This window comes from Actinomadura sp. NBRC 104412 (genome assembly GCF_030269515.1).
In the GTDB taxonomy this organism is placed as follows: Bacteria; Actinomycetota; Actinomycetes; order Streptosporangiales; family Streptosporangiaceae; genus Spirillospora.
This window is the reverse complement of record NZ_BSTM01000024.1, coordinates 62,524-81,802: the sequence shown is the minus strand read 5'-3', so window position 1 is coordinate 81,802 and position 19,279 is coordinate 62,524. Positions and strand designations below refer to the sequence as shown.

The 19,279-nt window shown below is 70.3% G+C and carries 16 protein-coding genes; 15 read left to right on the top strand and 1 reads right to left on the bottom strand.

Annotated features, from left to right (window positions below):
- Window positions 1-32: 32 nt before the first annotated feature.
- The 10 genes from QSK21_RS26095 (at window position 33) to QSK21_RS26050 (ending at window position 11,272) form a co-directional block, all read left to right on the top strand.
- A complete protein-coding gene (locus QSK21_RS26095) occupies window positions 33-1,181 on the top strand; it encodes an ABC transporter substrate-binding protein (protein WP_285699698.1) in 1,149 nt (382 codons plus the stop codon).
- On the top strand, window positions 1,181-2,071 hold the full coding sequence (locus QSK21_RS26090; RefSeq protein WP_285699697.1) for an amidohydrolase family protein: 891 nt from the start codon (window positions 1,181-1,183) through the stop codon (window positions 2,069-2,071). Before QSK21_RS26095 ends, QSK21_RS26090 begins: the two co-directional genes overlap by 1 nt.
- Complete coding sequence (locus tag QSK21_RS26085) at window positions 2,064-3,227, top strand: CaiB/BaiF CoA transferase family protein (protein ID WP_285699696.1); 1,164 nt, start codon at window positions 2,064-2,066, stop codon at window positions 3,225-3,227. Before QSK21_RS26090 ends, QSK21_RS26085 begins: the two co-directional genes overlap by 8 nt.
- A complete protein-coding gene (locus QSK21_RS26080) occupies window positions 3,224-4,684 on the top strand; it encodes a hydroxymethylglutaryl-CoA lyase-like TIM-barrel protein (protein ID WP_285699695.1) in 1,461 nt (486 codons plus the stop codon). The genes QSK21_RS26085 and QSK21_RS26080 overlap by 4 nt, the downstream gene beginning before the upstream one ends.
- Window positions 4,685-4,697: 13 nt before the next feature.
- Window positions 4,698-5,225, top strand: a complete 528-nt coding sequence (locus QSK21_RS26075) for an acetyl-CoA carboxylase biotin carboxyl carrier protein (protein WP_285699694.1) — start codon at window positions 4,698-4,700, stop codon at window positions 5,223-5,225.
- On the top strand, window positions 5,222-5,593 hold the full coding sequence (locus QSK21_RS26070; RefSeq protein ID WP_285699692.1) for a biotin carboxylase N-terminal domain-containing protein: 372 nt from the start codon (window positions 5,222-5,224) through the stop codon (window positions 5,591-5,593). The genes QSK21_RS26075 and QSK21_RS26070 overlap by 4 nt, the downstream gene beginning before the upstream one ends.
- A 13-nt stretch (window positions 5,594-5,606) precedes the next feature.
- On the top strand, window positions 5,607-6,596 hold the full coding sequence (locus tag QSK21_RS26065) for an ABC transporter substrate-binding protein (protein WP_285699690.1): 990 nt from the start codon (window positions 5,607-5,609) through the stop codon (window positions 6,594-6,596).
- A 70-nt stretch (window positions 6,597-6,666) separates the two neighbouring features.
- Entirely contained in the window at window positions 6,667-8,736 is a 2,070-nt protein-coding gene (locus QSK21_RS26060) for a hydantoinase/oxoprolinase family protein (RefSeq protein WP_285699689.1), read from the top strand.
- Window positions 8,733-10,478, top strand: a complete 1,746-nt coding sequence (locus QSK21_RS26055; RefSeq protein WP_285699687.1) for a hydantoinase B/oxoprolinase family protein — start codon at window positions 8,733-8,735, stop codon at window positions 10,476-10,478. Before QSK21_RS26060 ends, QSK21_RS26055 begins: the two co-directional genes overlap by 4 nt.
- Window positions 10,479-10,516: 38 nt before the next feature.
- A complete protein-coding gene (locus tag QSK21_RS26050) occupies window positions 10,517-11,272 on the top strand; it encodes an SDR family NAD(P)-dependent oxidoreductase (RefSeq protein WP_285699685.1) in 756 nt (251 codons plus the stop codon).
- Window positions 11,273-11,341: 69 nt separating this feature from the next.
- On the opposite strand, the gene QSK21_RS26045 is transcribed toward QSK21_RS26050, so the two are convergent.
- On the bottom strand, window positions 11,342-12,169 hold the full coding sequence (locus tag QSK21_RS26045) for an NAD(P)-dependent oxidoreductase (RefSeq protein ID WP_285699684.1): 828 nt from the start codon (window positions 12,167-12,169) through the stop codon (window positions 11,342-11,344).
- Between the two features lie 166 nt (window positions 12,170-12,335).
- On the opposite strand from QSK21_RS26045, the gene QSK21_RS26040 reads away from it, so the two are divergent.
- From QSK21_RS26040 to QSK21_RS26020, 5 genes are all read left to right on the top strand, one after another.
- On the top strand, window positions 12,336-13,100 hold the full coding sequence (locus tag QSK21_RS26040) for an SDR family NAD(P)-dependent oxidoreductase (RefSeq protein WP_285699683.1): 765 nt from the start codon (window positions 12,336-12,338) through the stop codon (window positions 13,098-13,100).
- A gap of 205 nt (window positions 13,101-13,305) precedes the next feature.
- Entirely contained in the window at window positions 13,306-15,054 is a 1,749-nt protein-coding gene (locus tag QSK21_RS26035; protein WP_285699681.1) for a thiamine pyrophosphate-binding protein, read from the top strand.
- A gap of 106 nt (window positions 15,055-15,160) precedes the next feature.
- The gene (locus tag QSK21_RS26030; protein ID WP_285699679.1) at window positions 15,161-16,852 is read left to right on the top strand and encodes an ABC transporter permease; all 1,692 of its coding nucleotides are present in this window, start codon (window positions 15,161-15,163) and stop codon (window positions 16,850-16,852) included.
- Between the two features lie 52 nt (window positions 16,853-16,904).
- The gene (locus QSK21_RS26025; RefSeq protein WP_285699678.1) at window positions 16,905-18,029 is read left to right on the top strand and encodes an ABC transporter ATP-binding protein; all 1,125 of its coding nucleotides are present in this window, start codon (window positions 16,905-16,907) and stop codon (window positions 18,027-18,029) included.
- Complete coding sequence (locus tag QSK21_RS26020) at window positions 18,022-19,269, top strand: MFS transporter (RefSeq protein WP_285699676.1); 1,248 nt, start codon at window positions 18,022-18,024, stop codon at window positions 19,267-19,269. Before QSK21_RS26025 ends, QSK21_RS26020 begins: the two co-directional genes overlap by 8 nt.
- The last annotated feature ends 10 nt before the right edge of the window (window positions 19,270-19,279 follow it).

Here is a 19,279-nt window from a genome sequence, read left to right as displayed (position 1 = left end):
GTAGTCAGCCGCAACCAGCCGAAGGACCCCCCATGAAGCACAGATCCCGAAGCCGCGTCGGTCTCGCCACGGCCGCCGTCGTCATGCTCGCCCTGGCGGGCTGCGGCGGCTCGCCGACGGCGCAGTCCGGCGGCCAGAACGCGGCCAAGCCCGGCAGGTCCGAGGGCTTGGAGAAGGTGCTGGCCCAGGTCAAGGGGCTGACGGGCGCGGAGCGGCGGGCCAAGCTCGTCGAGCTGGCCAAGGCCGAGGACAAGACCAGCGGCAGGCCGTTCAACCAGTACACCACGATGAACCTCGACAACTCGCGGCCGATCGCCGCCGCCTTCGAGAAGAAGTACGGCATCAAGCAGGAGCTGTACCGCGCGACCGGCACGACGGTGGTGCAACGGGTCCTCCAGGAGACGAGGGCCAGGTTCCAGAACGGGGCCGATGTGGTGTCGATGAACGGCACCGAGATCGAGATGCTGGACCGGGCGGGCGTCCTCGCTCCCATCGAGGTGGGGGTCGCCAAGGATCTGGCGTTCGTCCAGCCCACCTGGGTGTCGAACTACCTCAACGTCTTCATCGGCGGGTGGAACACCGAGCAGGTGACCGACCCTCCGAAGACGTGGGAGGAACTGCTCGGGAGCAGGTTCAAGGGCAAGCTGTCGCTCGAGGTCGGTGACTTCGACTGGTTCGCCACCCTGGTGCAGGAGTACTTCGTCAAGCAGAAGGGGATGACCGAGCAGGCGGCGGTCGACGTGATCCGTCAGGCCGCCAAGGGCGCGTACGGCGTCGACGGCCACACCGTGCAGAACGAGCTGCTGGCCAGCGGCGAGTTCGGGATCGCCCCGTCCCTCTACCTGCACAACACGCTGCAGCGCATCGACGAGGGCGCGCCGATCGCCTGGGACAAGCCGGCGCCGGTGCAGCCGCTGATCGTGCGCGCGAACGGCATCGGCATCAACGTCGCCACCGACCGGCCCGCCACCGCCCTGCTGTTCGTCGAGTACATGGTCGAGGACGCGCAGGCGCAGATCGCGAGCTTCCATCGCACCCCGGCGAACCGGAACGCGCCGGGCGGTATCCCGACGCAGTACAAGATCATCAACGTCGACCTCGACGACCTGCTGGACAACGAGAAGAAGTGGAAGGCGCTGTACGAGGACGTGACCCGCGACGCCACGATCAAGGGCGACTGATGGGGCGGCGGCTCGAAGGCATCGACGTTCACGTCCACATCCACGACGAACGGGCCCGCAGGCTCCGGGGCGAGGAGGCACAGCGCCGGTTCGAGGAACGCGCCCGGTACTTCAAGCGGGAGGCGACCGGCCTGCCGGTCGCCGAGCAGGCCGAGCAGTACCGGGCCCGGCGGATGATGGCGGTGCTGATGAACGGCACCGACGAGACGATCACGGGCATCCCGCCGATCCCGAACGACTTCGTCGCCGAGACGGTCGCCGAGCATCCCGACGTCTTCCTCGGCTTCGGCATCGTCGACCCGTGGCAGGGTGAGCTGGCCCGCAGGGAGATCCGCCGGATCGCCGAACTCGGGTTGCACGGCGTCGGCGAGTTCAACCCGGCGCGGCAGCACTTCTATCCGAACGACCGGCGCTTCTACCCGCTGTGGGAGGAGGCCGAGCAGCTCGGCCTGCCGGTGCTGTTCCACAGCGGCTACGCCGCCGCAGGATCGGGCCGCCCGGGCGGACGCGGGGTGAAGCTCAAGTACACCCAGCCGCTGCATCTCGACGACGTGGCGGCCGACTTCCCGGACCTGAAGATCATCAGCGCCCACCCGTCATGGCCGTGGACCGCCGAGAGCCTGGCGATCGCCCGGCACAAGGCCAACTTCTACATCGACCTGTCCGGCTGGGCGCCGAAGTACTTCCCGGCCGAACTGGTGCAGCAGATCAACAGCCTGCTGCAGGACAAGGCGCTGTTCGGCTCGGACGCTCCGTCGCTTCCCGTCGACCGCTGGCTGAAGGAGTTCGCCGACTTGGATCTGAAGGAGGAGGTCCGCCGCAAGGTGATGGTGGACAACGCGCGGCGGGTGTTCGGTCTCGACGAGCAGGGGAGGCCCGCGGGTGCCTGAGCCGCGAGAAGCCCCCGCGTTGCCGCTGGACGACATCCGCGTTCTCGATCTCGGGCAGTACATCTCCGGTCCGTGCGCGGCGGTGCTGCTGGCCGAGATGGGCGCCGACGTGGTCAAGGTCGAGCCGCCCGAGAGGGGCGACCCGTTCCGGGCCTGGGAGTCCGGCGGGCTGAACGCCACCTTCGTCGCCTTCAACCGCGGCAAGCGGTCGGTGGTGCTCGACCTGAAATCCGAAGCGGGCCGCGAGGGGCTGCTGGAGCTGGCCGCCGACGCCGATGTCCTGGTGGAGAACTTCCGGCCGGGGGTGATGGCGCGCCTCGGGCTCGGACACGATGTCCTCCGCGACCACAATCCACGGCTGGTCCACTGCAGCATCACCGGCTTCGGCGGTGACGGCCCGTACGCCGGTCTGCCGGCGTACGACGGCGTCGCGCTCGGATACAGCGGGATGGCCGGGCTGCTGCTGGACCCCGGCGACCCCCGGATGCGCGGACCGGCCCTGGCCGACGCCATCACCGGGCACACCGCGGCGTTCGCGATACTGGCCGCGCTGCACGAGCGCGGCCGCAGCGGGCGGGGCCGGCACCTGGATGTGAGCATGCTCGGCGCGCTCACCCACTTCCTGCACTCGGCGGTCGCCAAGAAGGTGGTCGAGGGCCGCGAAGAGGGGCCGTACACCCGGCCGCACGGGTCCGGGTGCCACGCGTTCCTGACCTCGGACGGCCGCGCCCTGCTCATCCACCTGTCGTCCCCGGCCAAGTTCTGGGAAGGACTGTGCGCCGCGGTCGGCCGGCCCGACCTGCCGGCCGACCCGCGGTTCGCCACCCGGCCGGACCGGCGCGCCCGCTACGACGAACTGCACGCCGAGCTCGCGCCGATCTTCCGGACCAGGGACCGTGACACCTGGCTGGCGATCCTGCGGGACCATCAGGTGCCGTGCGCGCCCGTGAACGGGATCGGCGAGGCGCTCGCCGACGAGCAACTGCGGCACCTGGGGATCATCGACACGGTCGACGAGCCGGGCATCGGGCCGATGCCGCGGATCCGGCCTCCCGTGGCCTTCGACGGCGCGGTGCTCCCGCCGGTGCGCCGCGCGCCGTACCTCGGTGAGCACACCGACGAGGTCTTTTCGCCGGTCCCGGGGGCGGGGCGATGAGGCAGGTCAGGTTCGTCGACACCACGATCCGCGACGGCCAGGCCAGCCTGTGGGCCATGAACATGCGGACCCGGCACATGGCACCGGCGATGCCGCTGCTGGACCAGGCCGGCTTCGACCAGATGGAGTTCCTCGCACCGGGCAGCCGCCTGAAGAAGTTCGTCCGGCACCTGCGGGAGAACCCGTGGGACTGGATCCACACCGGCGCCCGGCTGGCCCGTCATACCCGGCTGCGCTGGCACGGGCACATCTCGGGGTCGACCATGAGCGGCAGGGTGCCGATCGAGGTGGGCACCCTGCTGTTCGCCAAGGCCGTCGAGCTCGGCATCCGCTACACCCGCACCGGCGACAACTGGAACGACTTCACCAGGGTCGCGCAGGACGTCAAGCGGCTCGACGACATCGGGATGACCTCGGTGGTCAACGTCATGTACTCGGTCTCGCCGCGGCATACCGACGAGTACTTCGTGACCAAGGCCCGGGAGGCGGCGGCCCTCAAGCCGTGGCGGCTGTGCTTCAAGGACGTCGGCGGCCTGCTCACCCCGGAGCGCACCCGGGAACTGCTGCCGAAGATGATGGCGGTGACCGGCGACATCGAGTGGGAGTTCCACGGGCACTGCAACAACGGCCTGGGACCGCTGAACGCGATCGAGGCGGTCAAGGCCGGAGTGGGGTACGTGCACACGGCGGTGCCGCCGCTGGCGAACGGCAGCTCGCAGCCGTCGATCCACAACGTGGCGGCCAACCTGCGGGCGCTCGGCTACGACCCGCTCGTCGACGAGGCGCCGCTGCGCGAGGTGACCGCGCTGTTCACCGAGATCGCCCGTCGGGAGGGTCTTCCCGTGGGCGTGCCGCACGAGTACGACGAGCGCCTTTACGCCCACCAGGTGCCCGGCGGCATGATCTCGAACCTCCGGCACCAACTGGAGCAGGCCGGCGTCGGCGACCGGCTGGAGGAGACGCTGGAGGAGACGGGCCGGGTCCGGGCCGACTTCGGCTACCCGATCATGGTCACCCCGCTGTCGCAGTTCGTCGGCACCCAGGCGGCCATCAACGTGATCGTGGGCGAGCGCTACCGCCAGGTGACCGACGCGGCCATCGAGTACGCGCTGGGGTGGCACGGCGGCGCGGAGGCGATCGGGGCGATGGCGCCGGACGTCCGGGACAGGATCCTCGACCGCCCGCGGGCCCGGGAGATCGCCCGCATGCGGCGGCCCGATCCCACGCTCAAGGAGCTGCGGGCCAGATACGGCCGGGGCATCTCCGACGAGGACCTGATCCTGCGGGCGATCGTCGGCGATGACGCGCTCGACGTGCTGCGCGACGCGCCACCCGACACCGCCGGCGACACACCGCTGATCCGGCTGATCCGCGAGCTCGCCGCGCGGCCGAGGCCGCGGCTGGTGACGGTCGCCAAGCCCGGGATGTCACTGACGATCCGCAAGTCCGGACGATGAGGAGCCCCGGCCGATGGACCTGACGCACGACGACGTCCGGCTGATCCTGGACCTGGTGGACGAGCACGAGGACATCGAGTTCCTCGAGCTGCGCCTCGGTGACCTGCACCTGGTCGCCGACCGCACCGGCACCGGCGGCCAATCGCCTCCCGCCGCCGTGCCACGGACCGCCGGGCCCGGATCGGCCGCGGCGGCGGAGCCGGAACCTCCCGCCGGCTCGGCCACCTCGCCTGCGGTCGCGGCGCCGGAGCCGGATCCTCCCGCCGGTCCGGCGACCGCGCCCGCGGGCGAGGTCGCAGTCGTGACGGCCCCCGTGGTCGGGGTGTTCTTCGCGGCCCCCGAACCGGGCGCGCCGCCGTACGTCGAGGTCGGCGGCCGGGTCGAGGCGGAGGACACGGTCGGGCTGATCGAGGTCATGAAGATGTTCAACGGCGTCCAGGCCGGAGTGCGCGGTGAGGTGGTGCGGATCCTGGTCGCCAACGAGGAGTTCGTCGAGTTCGGCCAGCCGCTGATGGAGATCAGGCCGGAGGCGGGCGAGTGAGCCTGCGCCGTCTCCTGGTCGCGAACCGCGGTGAGATCGCGGTCCGGGTGATCCGGGCCTGCCGCGAGCTCGGCATCGAGACCGTGGCCGCGGTCTCCGAGGCCGACAGGGACGGCCTTCCGGCCCGGCTCGCCGACCGCGCGGTGTGCGTCGGGCCGTCCCGGGCGGCGCACAGCCATCTGAACCAGAACGCGCTGCTGGCCACCGCGATCGGCACCGGCTGCGACGCGGTCCAGTGCCGGCCCCTGTCGAGGAGAACCGATGAGAAAGCCCCTGTCCTTGCTCTGTATCTGCCTGCTCGCCGGCGTTCTCATGGCCTGTGGCGGTACACCGACCTCCAGCCCTACCGGCGGCGGCACGGCCGATGAGAGGCTCGCCGCGGTGCTCGACCAGGTGAAGGGCCTGCGGGGCGAGCGGCGTGCCGACAAGCTCGTGCGGCTCGCCAAGGACGACGGCGGTACGGTCAGCATCTACACCGCACTCACCAACAAGGTGGCCGCCGAGGTCCAGAAGCGGTTCCAGCAGCGCTACGGGCTGAAGCTGACGGTCTACCGGGCCTCGACCGAGGCGATCAGCCGGCGGCTGGTGCAGGAGGCCATGGCCCGCAAGCCGGGCGCGGACGTGGTGGAGAGCGGCGGCACGGAGCTGGTGGAGCTCGGCAATCAGGGCGTGCTCGCGGTCTACGACTCGCCGGAACGGCAGGCGCTGCACGACGCGGCCAAACCGTTCACGACCTGGACCGGCACGAGGTTCCAGGTCTACGAACCGGCCTGGAACACCAAGCAGGTGACCAGCCCTCCGAAGACCTGGGAGGAGCTCGCCGACCCCAAGTGGAACGGCCGGCTGGCGATGGAGCCCAACAACTCCGACTGGTACATGACCCTGTCGGAGTACTGGCTGCAGCAGGGCAAGTCGCAGGCAGAGGTGGACACGCTGTGGCGGGACATCGCCCAGGGCACGGTCATGGTCAGCGGTCATTCGACGATGCGCGAGCTGCTGGGCGTCGGTGAGTACGGCGCCGTGGCGGCGTTGCCGACGTACATGACCGAGGAGTCGATGGAGGCCGGTCTGCCGCTCGCCTGGAAGCCGACGGTGAGCCCGGCGATCGTCCGTACCCAGGGCGCCGGCGTGGTGAAGAACGCGCCCAACCCCGCCGGCGCGCTGCTGCTGATGGACTGGCTGCTGGCCAGGGACGGCGGGCAGCAGATCTTCGTCGACGCCCACATCGACCCGGCCCGCAAGGACATGTCGAAGCTCGACATGAGCAAGGTCAAGGTGATCGACCTGAAGCGGTACGTCGCCGAGTCCAAGCGCTGGCAGGACGCGTTCGAGAAGGTCACCCGGCTCGGCACGGTGGCGGGTCGCCGGTGAGCCCGCGGCGCGCGCCAGTGGCCGTCCCGCGGGCGGGATGCGGAAATGGCCAGGACCATGAGGAGGACGTTTGTCGCGCTATCGGGTGACCGTCGACACGGGCGGTACGTTCTCGGACTTCGTCGTGTTCGACGAGGAGACCGGCACGTACCGGATTCTCAAGGTGCCGTCCACGCCCGACGACCCGGGCCGGGCGGTGCTGGACGGGCTGGAGCTGCTGCGGGAGCAGGGCGTCCGGCCGGAGCAGATCGGATTCTTCTCCCACGGCACGACGGTGGCGACCAACGCGTTGCTGGAGGAGCGCGGGGCCCGGGTGGGGCTCGCGGTGACGGCGGGTTTCCGCGGGATCTACGAGACCGCCGAGCAGAGCCGGCCGTACGGTCCGGCGGTGTTCGACCTCGGCTACAGCAAGCCCGCACCGCTGGCGCCGCCCTCGCGCACGGTCGAGATCACCGAGCGGATCGGGGCCCAGGGCCAGGTGCGGGTGGAGCTCGACGAGCAGTCCGTACGGGACGCCATCGCGGTGCTCGAGGCCGAGCGGGTCGAGTCGGTGGCGATCTGCCTGCTGTTCTCGTTCATGTGCCCCGACCACGAACAGCGGGTGGCGCGGGCCTTCCGCGAGGCACATCCGGAGTGGTGGATCTCCACCTCCAGTGACCTGCTGCCGCAGATCCGCGAGTACTACCGGCTGAGCACGGTGGTGGTGAACGCCTATGTCTCGGCCGTTCTCGGCCGGTACGTCGAGCAGCTCGGCGACCGGCTGGACGAGCTCAAGGTGGCCCCGGCGAGCCGGTTCACGATGCAGTCCAACGGCGGCTCGGCGCCGTTCAAGAGCACCTCGGCGCGTGCGGTGGGGACGATCCTGTCCGGACCGGCCGGGGGTGTGACCGCGGGCAGCGCGCTGGCCGCCGCGGCGGGGATCGACGACATCGTCACCTTCGACATGGGCGGCACGAGCTGCGACGTCGCGTTGATCCAGAACGGCGAACCGCTGATCAGCGACCGCAACAAGATCGGCGGACGCGACATCGCGCTGCCGATGCTGGACATCAACACCGTCAGCGCGGGCGGCGGGACGGTGGCCACCGTCGACGCCCACGGCGCGCTGCACGTCGGGCCGCACAGCGCCGGCGCGGTCCCCGGGCCGGCCTGCTACGGGCGCGGTGGCGACCAGGCCACGGTCACCGACGCGAACGTCGTCCTCGGCTACCTCAACCCCACCGAGATCCTCGGCGGGGCGATGAGCCTGGACCGCGACCTGGCCGAGACCGCGATCCGCACCAGGGTGGCCGAACCGCTGGGCCTGGACCTGCTGCGCGCCGCCGACGGGATCATCGAGATCGTCAACGTGAAGATGGGCGAGGCGATCAAGGCGATCTCCACCGAGCGGGGCTTCGACCTGCGCGAGTTCACCCTGGTGCCGTTCGGCGGCGCGGGGCCTCTGCATGCCGGCCGGATCGCCGTCGACCTCGGCGTGCCGCGGCTGCTGGTCCCGCCCGCGCCGGGTGCCACCTCCGCGCTCGGGCTGCTGATGTCGAACGTGAAGCACGACCACGTTCGCAGCCGGTTGACCGACATCGAGCGGCTGTCCGCCGACGAGGTCACCGACCTGTTCGAGTGGTTGCGGGGACCGGCCGCCGAGCAGCTCGCCGAGGAGGGGTTCGCGCCGGAGCAGATGCGGTTCCGGTACTTCCTCGACATGCGTTACGCCGGCCAGGGATACGAGAACCCGGTGCCGGTGGACTCCGTCCCGCTCGCCGACGGCGACCTGGCCCGGTACCGCTCGCGCTTCGACGACATCCACCGCTCCTGCCACGGGCATGCCGCGCCCGGGCAGCCGGTCGAGGTCGTGAACTACCGGCTGGAGGCGATCGGCGTGGTGCCGAAGGTGGAACTCGCCCGGCTGGACGAGGCGGACGGCCCGGTCGAGGCGGCCCTGGCCGGCACCCGGCGCGCGTACTTCGCCGGCGCCGGCGGGATGGTCGACGTGCCGGTCTATGACAGGCACAGGCTGCGCGCCGGGCATCGTTTCGCCGGGCCAGCCCTGGTCGACCAGTACGACGCCACCACGGTGGTCTGCCCCGAGCAGGTGGTCACCGTCGACCCGATCGGAAACCTCATCGTGGAGCTTGCCGAATGACCCGGAACACCGTGCCCGCCGTCGACGCGATCACCGTCGAGGTGGTCGGCCAGAGCCTGGCCGGCATCGTCCAGGAGATGCAGAACTCCCTGTTCTGTACGGGGTACTCGACCATCATCCGTGAGTCCCGGGACGCCAGTTGCGCGATCCTCGACCCGGCCGGAAGGGTGCTGTCGCAGTTCACGGTGCTGCCGCTGCACCTCGGCGCGTTCCCCGCGTGCGTCGAGGGCCTGCTGTCGTTCTACTCGGCCGACGAGCTGTCCGATGGCGACGCGTACCTGGTGAACCACCCTTACTGGGGCGGCAGCCCGCACGCGCCCGACATGGCGATCCTGTCGCCGATCGTGATCGACGGCGGCCTGTTCGGGTTCTCCGCGAGCATCGCGCACAAGAGCGACATCGGTGGCCTGGTGCCGGGCTCGAGTTCGGGCCAGGCACGGGAGATCTTCCACGAGGGCCTGATGGTGCCGCCGGTGCGCTTCCACCAACGCGGCGAGCCGGTGCGCGAGGTGGAGACGATCCTGCGGGCGAACAGCCGGACACCGGACCTGGTGATCGGTGACCTCCAGGGCCAGGTGGGCGCGACCCGGCTCGGCGCGGAGCGGGTGCGCGACCTGTGCGCGAAGCACGGCACGTCGACGGTGGCGTCCGCCGCCGAGCGGCTCTACCTGCTGACCGAACGCCGGTCGCGGGCGGCGATCGCGAGCTGGCCCGACGGTTCCTACGAGGGCTACGCGGCCCTGCACAGCGAGGGACTGGAGGGCGGCAGGCCGGTCGCCGTCCGGGTGACGGTCACCGTCGACGGGGACCGGGCGACGTTCGACTTCTCCGCGTCCGACGACCAGGTGGCCGGGCCGTACAACATCAGGCCGCCGCTGGTGCGGGCCGTGTGCAGCTACGCGCTGAAGTGCCTGATCGATCCCGAGCTGCCGTCCAACCACGGGCTGACACTGGCGGTGGAGACGATCACCCGCGACGGCTCGGTGCTGTCGCCGGTGATGCCCGCGCCGGTGAACACCTATATGCCGATCGCCAACGTGGTGGCCGAGGCGATCTTCGACGCGCTCGGCCCGGTGCTGCCGCGGGCGAGGATCGGCGAGAGCAGCCGCGGCGTGTCCGGCACCCTGTCGCACTTCCTGCCGGGGGAGCCCTACCCGCGTGTGCAGTACGAACTGCCGGCGGGTGCCGTCGGCGCCCGCGCGGACGCCGACGGGGTGTCCGCGTCGAAGGCCCATGTCGCCAACGGCACGATCACGCCGGTGGAGATCCTGGAGTCGGAGTTCCCGGTGGAGCTGGTGCGGTTCGAGCTGGTGCCGGACTCCGGGGGAGCGGGCCGGTTCCGCGGCGGCCTGGCCTATGTGCGGGAGTACCGGATGCTCGGTGACGGCCAGTTCTCCGGTCGCGGCGGGCATCTGCTGACGCCTCCGGCCGGGCGCGAGGGGGGTCTTCCCGGCGGCGGCGGCGCGACCATCGTGAACCCGGGCCGTGCCGATGAGCGCCACGTGTCGGCGCGGGACGGGAACGTCCGGCTGCGCGCGGGCGATGTGCTGAGGCGGGAGATGAGCGGGGCCGGTGGCTACGGCGACCCGCGCGAGCGCGAGGTCGAGCGGGTGCTGGACGACGTGCGCAACGGCTACGTCACGCCCGAGTCCGCGCGTTCGGCATACGGCGTGGTGGTGGTCCGCGCCGGCCACACCTGGGACGTCGACGCCGAGGCCACCGCCGCCCTGCGCGCCGGCTGACAGCGCCGTCCTGTTGATCATCGAAGGGAACAGACCGCATGAGGTTCGAGGACAAGGTCGCGATCGTCACCGGCGGCGGACGCAACGTGGGCCGGGCGATCTGCCACCGGCTGGCCGGCGAGGGCGCCCGGGTCGCGGTCGTCGACATGGACGCCGGCCGCGGGGCGTCGGTGGCCGCCGAGCTGTGCGCGATCCGGCCGGGTGCCGGGCACTACGTGCGATGCGACGTCTCGTCGGCGGCCGACGTCCAGCGGATGGTGGCGGAGGTGGTCGACACCTTCGGCGGCGTGGACATCCTGGTGAACGGCGTCGCGATCACCGACCGCGGGACGACCGTCCTCGATCTGGAGGAGGAGGTGTGGAGCAGGGTCCTGGCGGTGTCGCTGGACTCGGTCTTCCTGTGCGCGAAGTACGTCGGCAGGCGGCTGGTCGCCCAGGGCCGCGGTGGCGTGATCGTCAACATCGGCTCGACCTCCGGGCACCGCGGCCGCCGCAACGCGACGGCGTACTCGGCGGCCAAGGGCGCGATCATCACCCTGACCCGGTCGCTGGCGGTGCAGCTCGGCGAGCACGGGATCCGCGTCAACACGGTCACGCCGAACAAGGTCGGCTCTCCCGTCGGCGAGGATGTGGAGCCCACCGACCGCAAGCGGGAGAACCTGCTCGGCCGCGGCGCCGTTCCGGCCGATATCGCCGATGCCGTCGCCTTCCTCTGCTCCGCCGAGGCGGGTTTCATCACCGCCGCCGACCTGATCGTCGACGGCGGCTCGCTCTACGCCTCGCCCGCCGGCTGACGCGCCGCCGCCGTGGGGGCGCCGGCGCGGGCGTTCAGCCAGGTCGGCCGTTCAGCGAAGGTCGGGCGTTCAGCGAAGGTCGGCAAGGTCCTCGACGGTCAGCTCGCCGATCAGCGGTTGCAGCGCCTCGATCATCGGCAGGTGGACGCCCGCGTCCTCGGCCAGGGCCAGCGCGACCTCGAGGTCCTTCTTGGGCCACCGCAGCCGCTGCGCGCCCCATTCCTCCAGCGGACGGTTGGCGCCGCTGCCGATGCTGAGGAAGGCCCGCAGCTTGCCGGGATCCACACCGAGCTTCCTGGCGAGTGTCAGCGCCTCGTAGTTGGCGCGGATACAGCTCCACAGCAGCAGGTTGTTCGCGGTCTTGGCGACCTGGCCGGCACCGACGTCGCCGACGTGGCAGACGTTGATGGCGAACGCGGCGAACGCCTTGAGACAGGCGTCGACCACGTGCGACGGCCCGCCGCACATCAGCTTGAGAGCGCCCGCCTCCGCGCCGCGCTCGCCGCCGACCAGGGCGACGTCGATGACATGGACGCCGTGCCCGGCCGCGACCCGCGCCATCTCGGTGCAGGTGTCCGGGCGCACCGACGGGCAGATCGCCACGATGGTGCCGGGGCGGGCCTTGCCCAGAATGCCGTCCGGCCCGGTGATGGCCTCCTTGACCTGGGTGTCGTCGACCACCACCAGCAGCACCAGGTCGCTGCTCGCCGCCACCTCGGCGACCCCGCCGGCGACCGTGGCGCCCGCCTGCGCGGCGGCGGCCCGCGCCTCCTCGGACGCGTCGTACGCGACGACGGGCCAGCCGGCGCGGACGGCGAAGGTGCCCATCATCCCGCCCATCCGGCCCCAGCCGATCAGACCGATGGTCTCGACGGTGCGGATCTCTGCCTCGCCCATGCGGGAACCCCTTCTCATCGGTGCGGGTAGTTAATGGCTAGTCCATATGTCCATTCAGTGTCAAGGAACGGGCGGTGCCCGCCCGATCCGTCTCAGCATTCGGTTCCGGTGTCTGGCCGTACGGCCGCGGAACGTCCAGCCTGGCATCTGTCGAGGGGAGGGCGAAGTGGGTCGTTTGACCGGGCGCTGCGTCATCGTCACCGGCGGCGGGCACGGGATCGGCAGGGCCTACTGCCACCGGCTGGCGGCCGAAGGGGCCGCCGTGACCATCGCCGAGCTCGACGCCGCCGCCGCGGAGGCCGTGTGCGAGGAGATCGGCGACGCGGGCGGGACCGCGCTCGCCGTGCCGACCGATGTGGCGGACGAGGACGGCGTCGGACGGATGGTGGAACGATCGCTGGCGGAGTTCGGCCGTGTCGACGGCCTGGTGAACAACGCCGCGATCTTCGCCACCGTGCCGATGTCCCGGGTCGGCATCGGGGAGCTGGGCGTCGAGGAGTGGGACCGGATGATGGCGGTCAACCTGCGCGGGACGTTCCTCACGTGCAGGGCCGTGCTGCCGGCGATGCGCCGGCAGGGCTCGGGCCGGATCGTCAACATCTCCTCCGGGACGGCGCTGAGCGGGTCGCCGTCCCGTCTGCATTACGTCACCTCGAAGGCCGGTGTGCTCGGCTTCACCCGGAGCCTGGCCCGCGAGGTCGGCGCGTACGGCATCACGGTGAACGCCGTCGCGCCGGGCAGCACGCTCAGCGAGAAGGAGCCCGACGAGCGGGTTCTCGAGCTGCGCCGGCGCCGGGTGGGTGCCAGGGCGCTCGCCCGGGTCCAGGTGCCCGGCGACGTCGTCGGCGCGGTCGTGTTCTTCCTGTCCGAGGACGGCGCCTTCGTCACCGGCCAGACGCTGGTCGTCGACGGCGGTGCGACCATGCATTGACGCATTGATCGCTAAATGGGGTGGTAATACCGTTATGCCGAGTCCGGGGGGACCGCGCGGCGCCGACCCTGGCGAGGCGGACCGCGTGCCAGGCGCCGATTCGTCTATGCCACCAGCTATTGACAGACCGAAAAATGGTTATACCATTAGTTCAAATTCGGGGGCCGCAGCACATCGGGTGACAGGTCGGGAACAAGGAGCGTAGATGGCCTACGACGCCGCTCGGTACGGCTCTGACGTGATGGTCGACGCGATGAAGGCGCATGGCCTGCGCTACGTGAGCCTCAACCCCGGGTCGTCCTTCCGCGGCCTGCACGATTCGATCGTCAACTACGGCGGCAACAGCCCGGAGATCATCGAGTGCCCGCACGAGAAGGTGGCGGTCGGCCTGGCGCACGGGTACGCCAAGGCATCCGGTGAGGCGATGGGGGTGATCCTGCACAACGTCGTGGGCCTCCTGCACGGCGCGATGGGGATCTACTACGCCTATCTGGACCGGGCACCGGTGGTGATCTTCGGCGGCACCGGGCCGATGGCCCTGGAGCGGCGCCGGCCGAACATCGACTGGATCCACACCGCCAACGTGCAGGGCAACGCGGTCCGCGACTACACCAAGTGGGACGATCAGCCCGCCACCGTGCGGTCGGTGCCGGAGACCATCGCCCGCGGCTACCGGATCGCGATGAGCGAACCACGCGGCCCGGTCTACATCTGCCTGGACGCCGGGCTCCAGGAGGACGAGCTCACCGAGGAGATCCCACCGCTCGATCCCGCGCGTTACCGGGTGCCGAGCCGGATCGGCCCGGACCCGCTGGCACTGGACCGCCTGGCGCGGATGCTGGTCGACGCGCGGCGACCGGTGATCATCCCCGGGTACGCCGGCCGTGACCCGAAGGCGTTCGACCAGCTCGTCGAGCTGGCCGAGCTGCTCGGCGCGGGTGTCATCGACACGGGCATCAGGCTGAACTTCCCCAACCGGCACCCGCTCAACGTGACCGGCTCGGACGACGCGCTCTCGGACGCCGACCTGGTGTTCTTCCTCGACGTCAAGGACTTCGGCAAGCCGACCCAGGAACTGGACCGGCTGGCCCGGTCGGTCCGGACCCGGATCCCCGCGGACGCGAAGATCGTCGACCTCGGGTTCAACGATCTGGAGATCTCCTCCTGGTCCCACGACTTCACCGCGCTGCACCCGACCGATCTCCAGGTCACCGCCGACTCCGCGGTGGCGCTGCCGATGCTGCTCGACCGGTGCAGGGAACTGGAGCGGGCCGATCCGGGGCGTCGTCCGGCGCGGGAGGAGCGGCGGTCGGTGCTGGCCGGCCGTCACGAGGTGGTCTGGGAGGGCTGGCGGCGCCAGGCCAAGGCCGACAGGGACCTGTCCCCGGTGTCGACCTCGCGGCTGGCCGAAGAGGTCTGGGAAGTGGTCAAGGAGCACGACTGGGTGCTCACCGCCGGCACCGCCTCGGGCTGGGCGCCGCGCATCTGGGACTTCGACAGGGCCTACCGGCACCCCGGTGCGAGTCTGGGCACCGCGACCCAGATCTCCATCTCCCTGGGCGTCGCACTGGCCCACAAGGGCAGCGGGAAGCTGGTGGTCGACCTACAGCCGGACGGCGATCTGATGTTCGACCCGGGCGCGCTCTGGGTCGCGGCCTACCACAAGATCCCGATGCTGGTGGTCATGTTCAACAACCGCGCCTACTACAACGACTGGGAGCACCAGGAGCGGATCGCGCGGCATCGCGGCACGCCGGTGGAGAACGCCTACCTCGGCATGGAGATCGACGGACCGGCACCGGACTTCGCGAACATCGCCCGGTCCTTCGGATGGTACGGCGAGGGCCCGATCGACGACCCCGAGCAGGTGCGGGGCGCGGTACGCCGCGCGGCGGAGATCGTCATGTCGACCGGGCAGCCGGCGCTGGTCGACGTGGTCTGCCAGCACGAATGAGCGCAAACGGCGGGGGATGTCCGACCGACGAACCAACGACCAGGGAGTTGTCGTGACCGATATGTCGACAGCCGGGCGGACTCGGCTGGTGGTTCGGCTGAACCACATGACGCGCGGCTGGAGCTGGCGGAGGTTGCTGACCCCACAGGTGCTGATCATCGCCGTCGTCGTCGCGTTCGTCGCCTATCTGGCGCTGGTGCCGCTCGGCTACCTGCTGTGGGGCACGTTCTATGACGGCACGTCGGTCACCTTCAGGTTCTTCACCGAGGCGTACTCGGCTTACGGCCTGACGTCCATGGTCGTGAACTCCTTCGCCTTCGCGATCGGCTCCACGCTCCTGTCGGTGACCATCGGCACCACGCTGGCGTACCTGACGGTGCGCACCAACGTGCCGTTCAAGGGCCTGATCTTCGCCGCGTCCCTGGTGCCACTGATCATTCCGGGCATCCTGCACACGATCGCGTGGATCTTCCTGGCCAGCCCGCGGGTGGGGCTGTTCAACAAGCTGCTGGAGCCGCTCTTCGGGCCCGGCGTGCTGAACGTGTTCAGCATCTGGGGGATGATCTTCGTCGAGGGGCTGCACCTCTCCCCTCTGGTGTTCCTGCTGATGTACGCCGCGTTCCGCAGCATGGACCCCTCGCTCGAGGAGTCGGCGCAGATGAGCGGCGCCCGGCTGCCCACCGTGCTGCGCCGGATCAGCCTGCCGCTGGCCAAGCCGGCGCTGGCCGCGTCCGTGCTCATCATGATGGTGCGCGCGCTGGAGGCGTTCGAGGTGCCCGCGCTGCTCGGCATCCCGAACGGCACCTGGGTCTTCACCTCGCGGATCTGGCGGGTGCTGAACCAGTACCCCGCCGACTACGGCCAGGCCGGGGCGTACGCACTCTCACTGCTCGCGCTGACGACCGTCGGCGTCTTCTGGCAGTCCCGGATGTCGAGGAAGGGCAAGGCGTACCAGACGGTGACCGGCAAGGGGTTCCGGCCGCGTCCGATGGACCTCGGCAGGTGGCGGTGGCCGGCGACCGCACTGATCTTCGCCTACTTCCTGATCGCCGTCGCCATGCCGACGCTGATCCTCGTGTACGCCTCGTTCCAGCCGTACTACGCGATGCCCTCGGCGAAGAGCCTGGAGACCTTCACGCTGGAGAACTACGCCTACACGCTGACCAACAGCCAGGCGCTGGGGGCGGCCAAGAACTCCTTCCTGCTGGGCATCGGCTCGGCCACGGCGGTGATGTTCCTGATGGCGATCGTCGCCTGGACGGTGGTGCGGACCAGGATCCCCGGCCGCTGGATGGTGGACAACCTGACCTTCCTGCCGCTGATCATCCCAGGTCTGGTGATGGGCGTCGCGCTGCTGTTCGTCTACCTGCGCTTCCCGGTGCCGATCTACGGCACGATCTGGATCCTGTTCATCGCCTACTTCACCCGCTACATGCCGTACGGGATGCGGTACGCCTCATCGTCGATGTACCAGATCTCCGGTGAGCTGGAGGAGTCGGCGCGCAGCAGCGGGGCGAGCTGGTGGCAGACGTTCCGGCGGGTCAACCTGCCGCTGCTGATGCCCGGACTGCTCGCCGGCTGGATCTACATCGTGATGGTGTCGATCCGCGAGCTGTCCAGCTCCATCCTGCTGTACTCGCCGGGCAACGAGGTGCTGTCCATCCTGATCTGGGAGCAATGGGAGAACGGGCAGTTCACCGAGCTCGCCTCTCTCGGGGTGCTGATGATCCTCGCACTGGTCGTCCTCGTGGCCGTCGCCAACAGGCTCGGAGCGAAGGTCGGCGTCCGGGAACACTGAACGGCCGCCTGCACCGATCCCGCAGACCAACCCCCCAGGGAGCAGAGCGCAAATGCTGCAGATCGACAACCTCCGTAAGACCTTCGACGGCACCAAGAGCGAACGCAGGTCCCGTGTCGTCGCCGTCGACGACCTGTCGCTCAGGGTCGAGGAAGGGCAGATGTTCACGCTGCTCGGCCCGTCCGGTTGCGGCAAGACCACCACGCTACGCTGTGTCGCCGGCCTGGAGCACCCCGACCGCGGCGAGATCGTCGTCGGGGACCGGCCGCTGTTCTCCGACAAGCGCGGGATCCGGCTGGCGGCCAACGAGCGCGGCCTCGGCATGGTGTTCCAGTCCTACGCGATCTGGCCGCACATGAACGTACTGAAGAACGTGGCCTTCCCGCTCGAGGTGCTGCCGCGGTCCAAGCGGCTCCCGAAGAAGGAGATCAGGGCCCGGGTGGAGCGGGTGCTCGCCGTCGTCCAACTGGAGAAGATGGCGGACCGTCCCGCGACCAACCTGTCGGGAGGCCAGCAGCAGCGGCTGGCCCTCGCCCGCGCGCTGGTGATGGAGCCGCCCCTGCTGCTGCTGGACGAGCCCCTGTCCAACCTGGACGCCAAGCTGCGCGAGGAGATGCGCTTCGAGCTCAAGCGGTTGCAGCGGGAGCTGAACATCACCGCGGTCTACGTCACCCACGATCAGGTCGAGGCGCTGGCGATGTCGAACAGGATCGCGGTGATGCGCGACGGCAGGGTCGAACAGGTCGGCCGGCCGCGGGAGATCTACGAACGCCCGTCGTCGCGGTTCGTCGCGGACTTCATTGGCACGTCCAACTTCATCGACGGCACGATCGAGAGCCACGAGACCGGCGACATCTACCTCGTGGGGACCCCGCAGGGCAGGATCCGGGGCAGCTCGTCCGCCGACCTTCCGGTGGGGGAGAAGGTCGCGGTCTCGATCCGTCCCGAATACGTCGACGTGCAGAAGGGCGCGGCCCCCACGTCCGACGTCGTCGGCCGATGGAGCGGTGTCGTCCAGACCCGGGCGTTCCTCGGCGAGTCCGTCGACCACGTCATCCGGGTCGGCGAGCTGGAACTGCGCGCCCGGTGCCACCCGTCGCTGTCGTTCCCGCCCGACACCGAAGTGACCGTCACCCTCCAGGAGAAGATGTGCTCGTTGATCCCGGTCGGTGAATGAGGGGGAGGCGCGACGACGCCGGCTCAACCCGTTCAGCCGGGGCAACCCTCTGGCCGCGTCGTACCTCTGCGTCTTTCTCTACAGTTCCGGCGAGGCGGCACTGCACGTCCTGGTGCCGCCCTACCTCTCCGACGGCCGCGGCCACGGTCCCGGCGCCATCGGCACCGTACTGGCGATCTTCGGGCTGAGCTCGCTGCTGACGCGGTTGCCGGTCGGCGCCGGCTACGCGGCCGACCGGGTCCGCCCGCTGCTGCTCGTCGGCGGGCTGCTGTCGGCCGGCGCCTTCGCCGTCGTCCCGCTCACGGACGAACTGGTCCTGTTCGGGGCGCTGATGGCGATGGACGGCGTCGGCTGGGCGATGGCCACCACCACGCAGCTGACCGTACTGGTGGCGTCCCGCCCGTCGCACCTGTCGATCGCGTCGGCCATGGGCTGGTACTCCGGCTTCACGGGTCTTGGGAACGCCGTCGGCGGTGCCACCGCGGGTTTGGTGGCCGACAGGCTGGGCTACACGGCCGGCTTCCTGGTACTGGCGGCGTTCCCGGCCTTGGCGACCGCGGTCATGCTGCGGTCGCTGCCGGGACAACTCGCCGCGGCGACCCGCGCCAGGGATGACGACGGCAAGGAGCACAACGCACTGTCGGCGTTGCGATCGATCCGAACGCTGCCGATGGCGGTGTTCGGCGGCGCCTTGATCATGTTCTTCATCAACGTGCACAACGCGCTGCTCAGCACCTTCCAGCCGGTGCTGGCGCTGGCCGCTGGCCTGACCCTGACGCAGATCGGCCTGCTGGCCAGTGTGCGTTCCCTCACGTCGTCGGTGACGAGGATCGCGTCCGGCCCGCTCTTCGCCCGAGTCAGCGGCCGTTCCCTGACCACGCCGATGTTCCTGCTGGGCGTCGCCACCCTGTACCTGGTGCCCGTCGTCCGCGAGTCGTTCTGGCTTCAGGCCGTGGTGTTCGCCGCGGCCGGACTGTCCCGCGGCCTGCTACGGGTCACCGGTGCCGCCTCGGCCTTCGAGGACACCCGCGACGACCAGCCCCACGGCCTGGTCTCGGCCTTCTTGCACATGGGCCTGGACCTGGGCAAGGTCCTGGGCCCACCCATCGGCGGCGCCCTGGCCGAGTGGGTCGGAGTAGCCACGATGTTCAAGGTCGCCGCCATCGCCTTACTGGCGGCCTACCTGACCTTCGCCCTAGCATCCACCCACCGCCACCCAAACCCGCCCCGAACCACTTAACAGCCAGGAC

What these genes read in the sequence shown, in the direction of transcription:
- QSK21_RS26095 (WP_285699698.1), top strand. Translation starts at nt 33, where the DNA reads ATGAAGCACAGATCCCGAAGCCGCGTCGGTCTCGCCACGGCCGCCGTC.
- QSK21_RS26090 (WP_285699697.1), top strand. Translation starts at nt 1,181, where the DNA reads ATGGGGCGGCGGCTCGAAGGCATCGACGTTCACGTCCACATCCACGAC.
- QSK21_RS26080 (WP_285699695.1), top strand. Translation starts at nt 3,224, where the DNA reads ATGAGGCAGGTCAGGTTCGTCGACACCACGATCCGCGACGGCCAGGCC.
- QSK21_RS26075 (WP_285699694.1), top strand. Translation starts at nt 4,698, where the DNA reads ATGGACCTGACGCACGACGACGTCCGGCTGATCCTGGACCTGGTGGAC.
- QSK21_RS26055 (WP_285699687.1), top strand. Translation starts at nt 8,733, where the DNA reads ATGACCCGGAACACCGTGCCCGCCGTCGACGCGATCACCGTCGAGGTG.
- QSK21_RS26050 (WP_285699685.1), top strand. Translation starts at nt 10,517, where the DNA reads ATGAGGTTCGAGGACAAGGTCGCGATCGTCACCGGCGGCGGACGCAAC.
- QSK21_RS26045 (WP_285699684.1), bottom strand. Translation starts at nt 12,169, where the DNA reads ATGGGCGAGGCAGAGATCCGCACCGTCGAGACCATCGGTCTGATCGGC.
- QSK21_RS26035 (WP_285699681.1), top strand. Translation starts at nt 13,306, where the DNA reads ATGGCCTACGACGCCGCTCGGTACGGCTCTGACGTGATGGTCGACGCG.
- QSK21_RS26030 (WP_285699679.1), top strand. Translation starts at nt 15,161, where the DNA reads ATGACGCGCGGCTGGAGCTGGCGGAGGTTGCTGACCCCACAGGTGCTG.
- QSK21_RS26025 (WP_285699678.1), top strand. Translation starts at nt 16,905, where the DNA reads ATGCTGCAGATCGACAACCTCCGTAAGACCTTCGACGGCACCAAGAGC.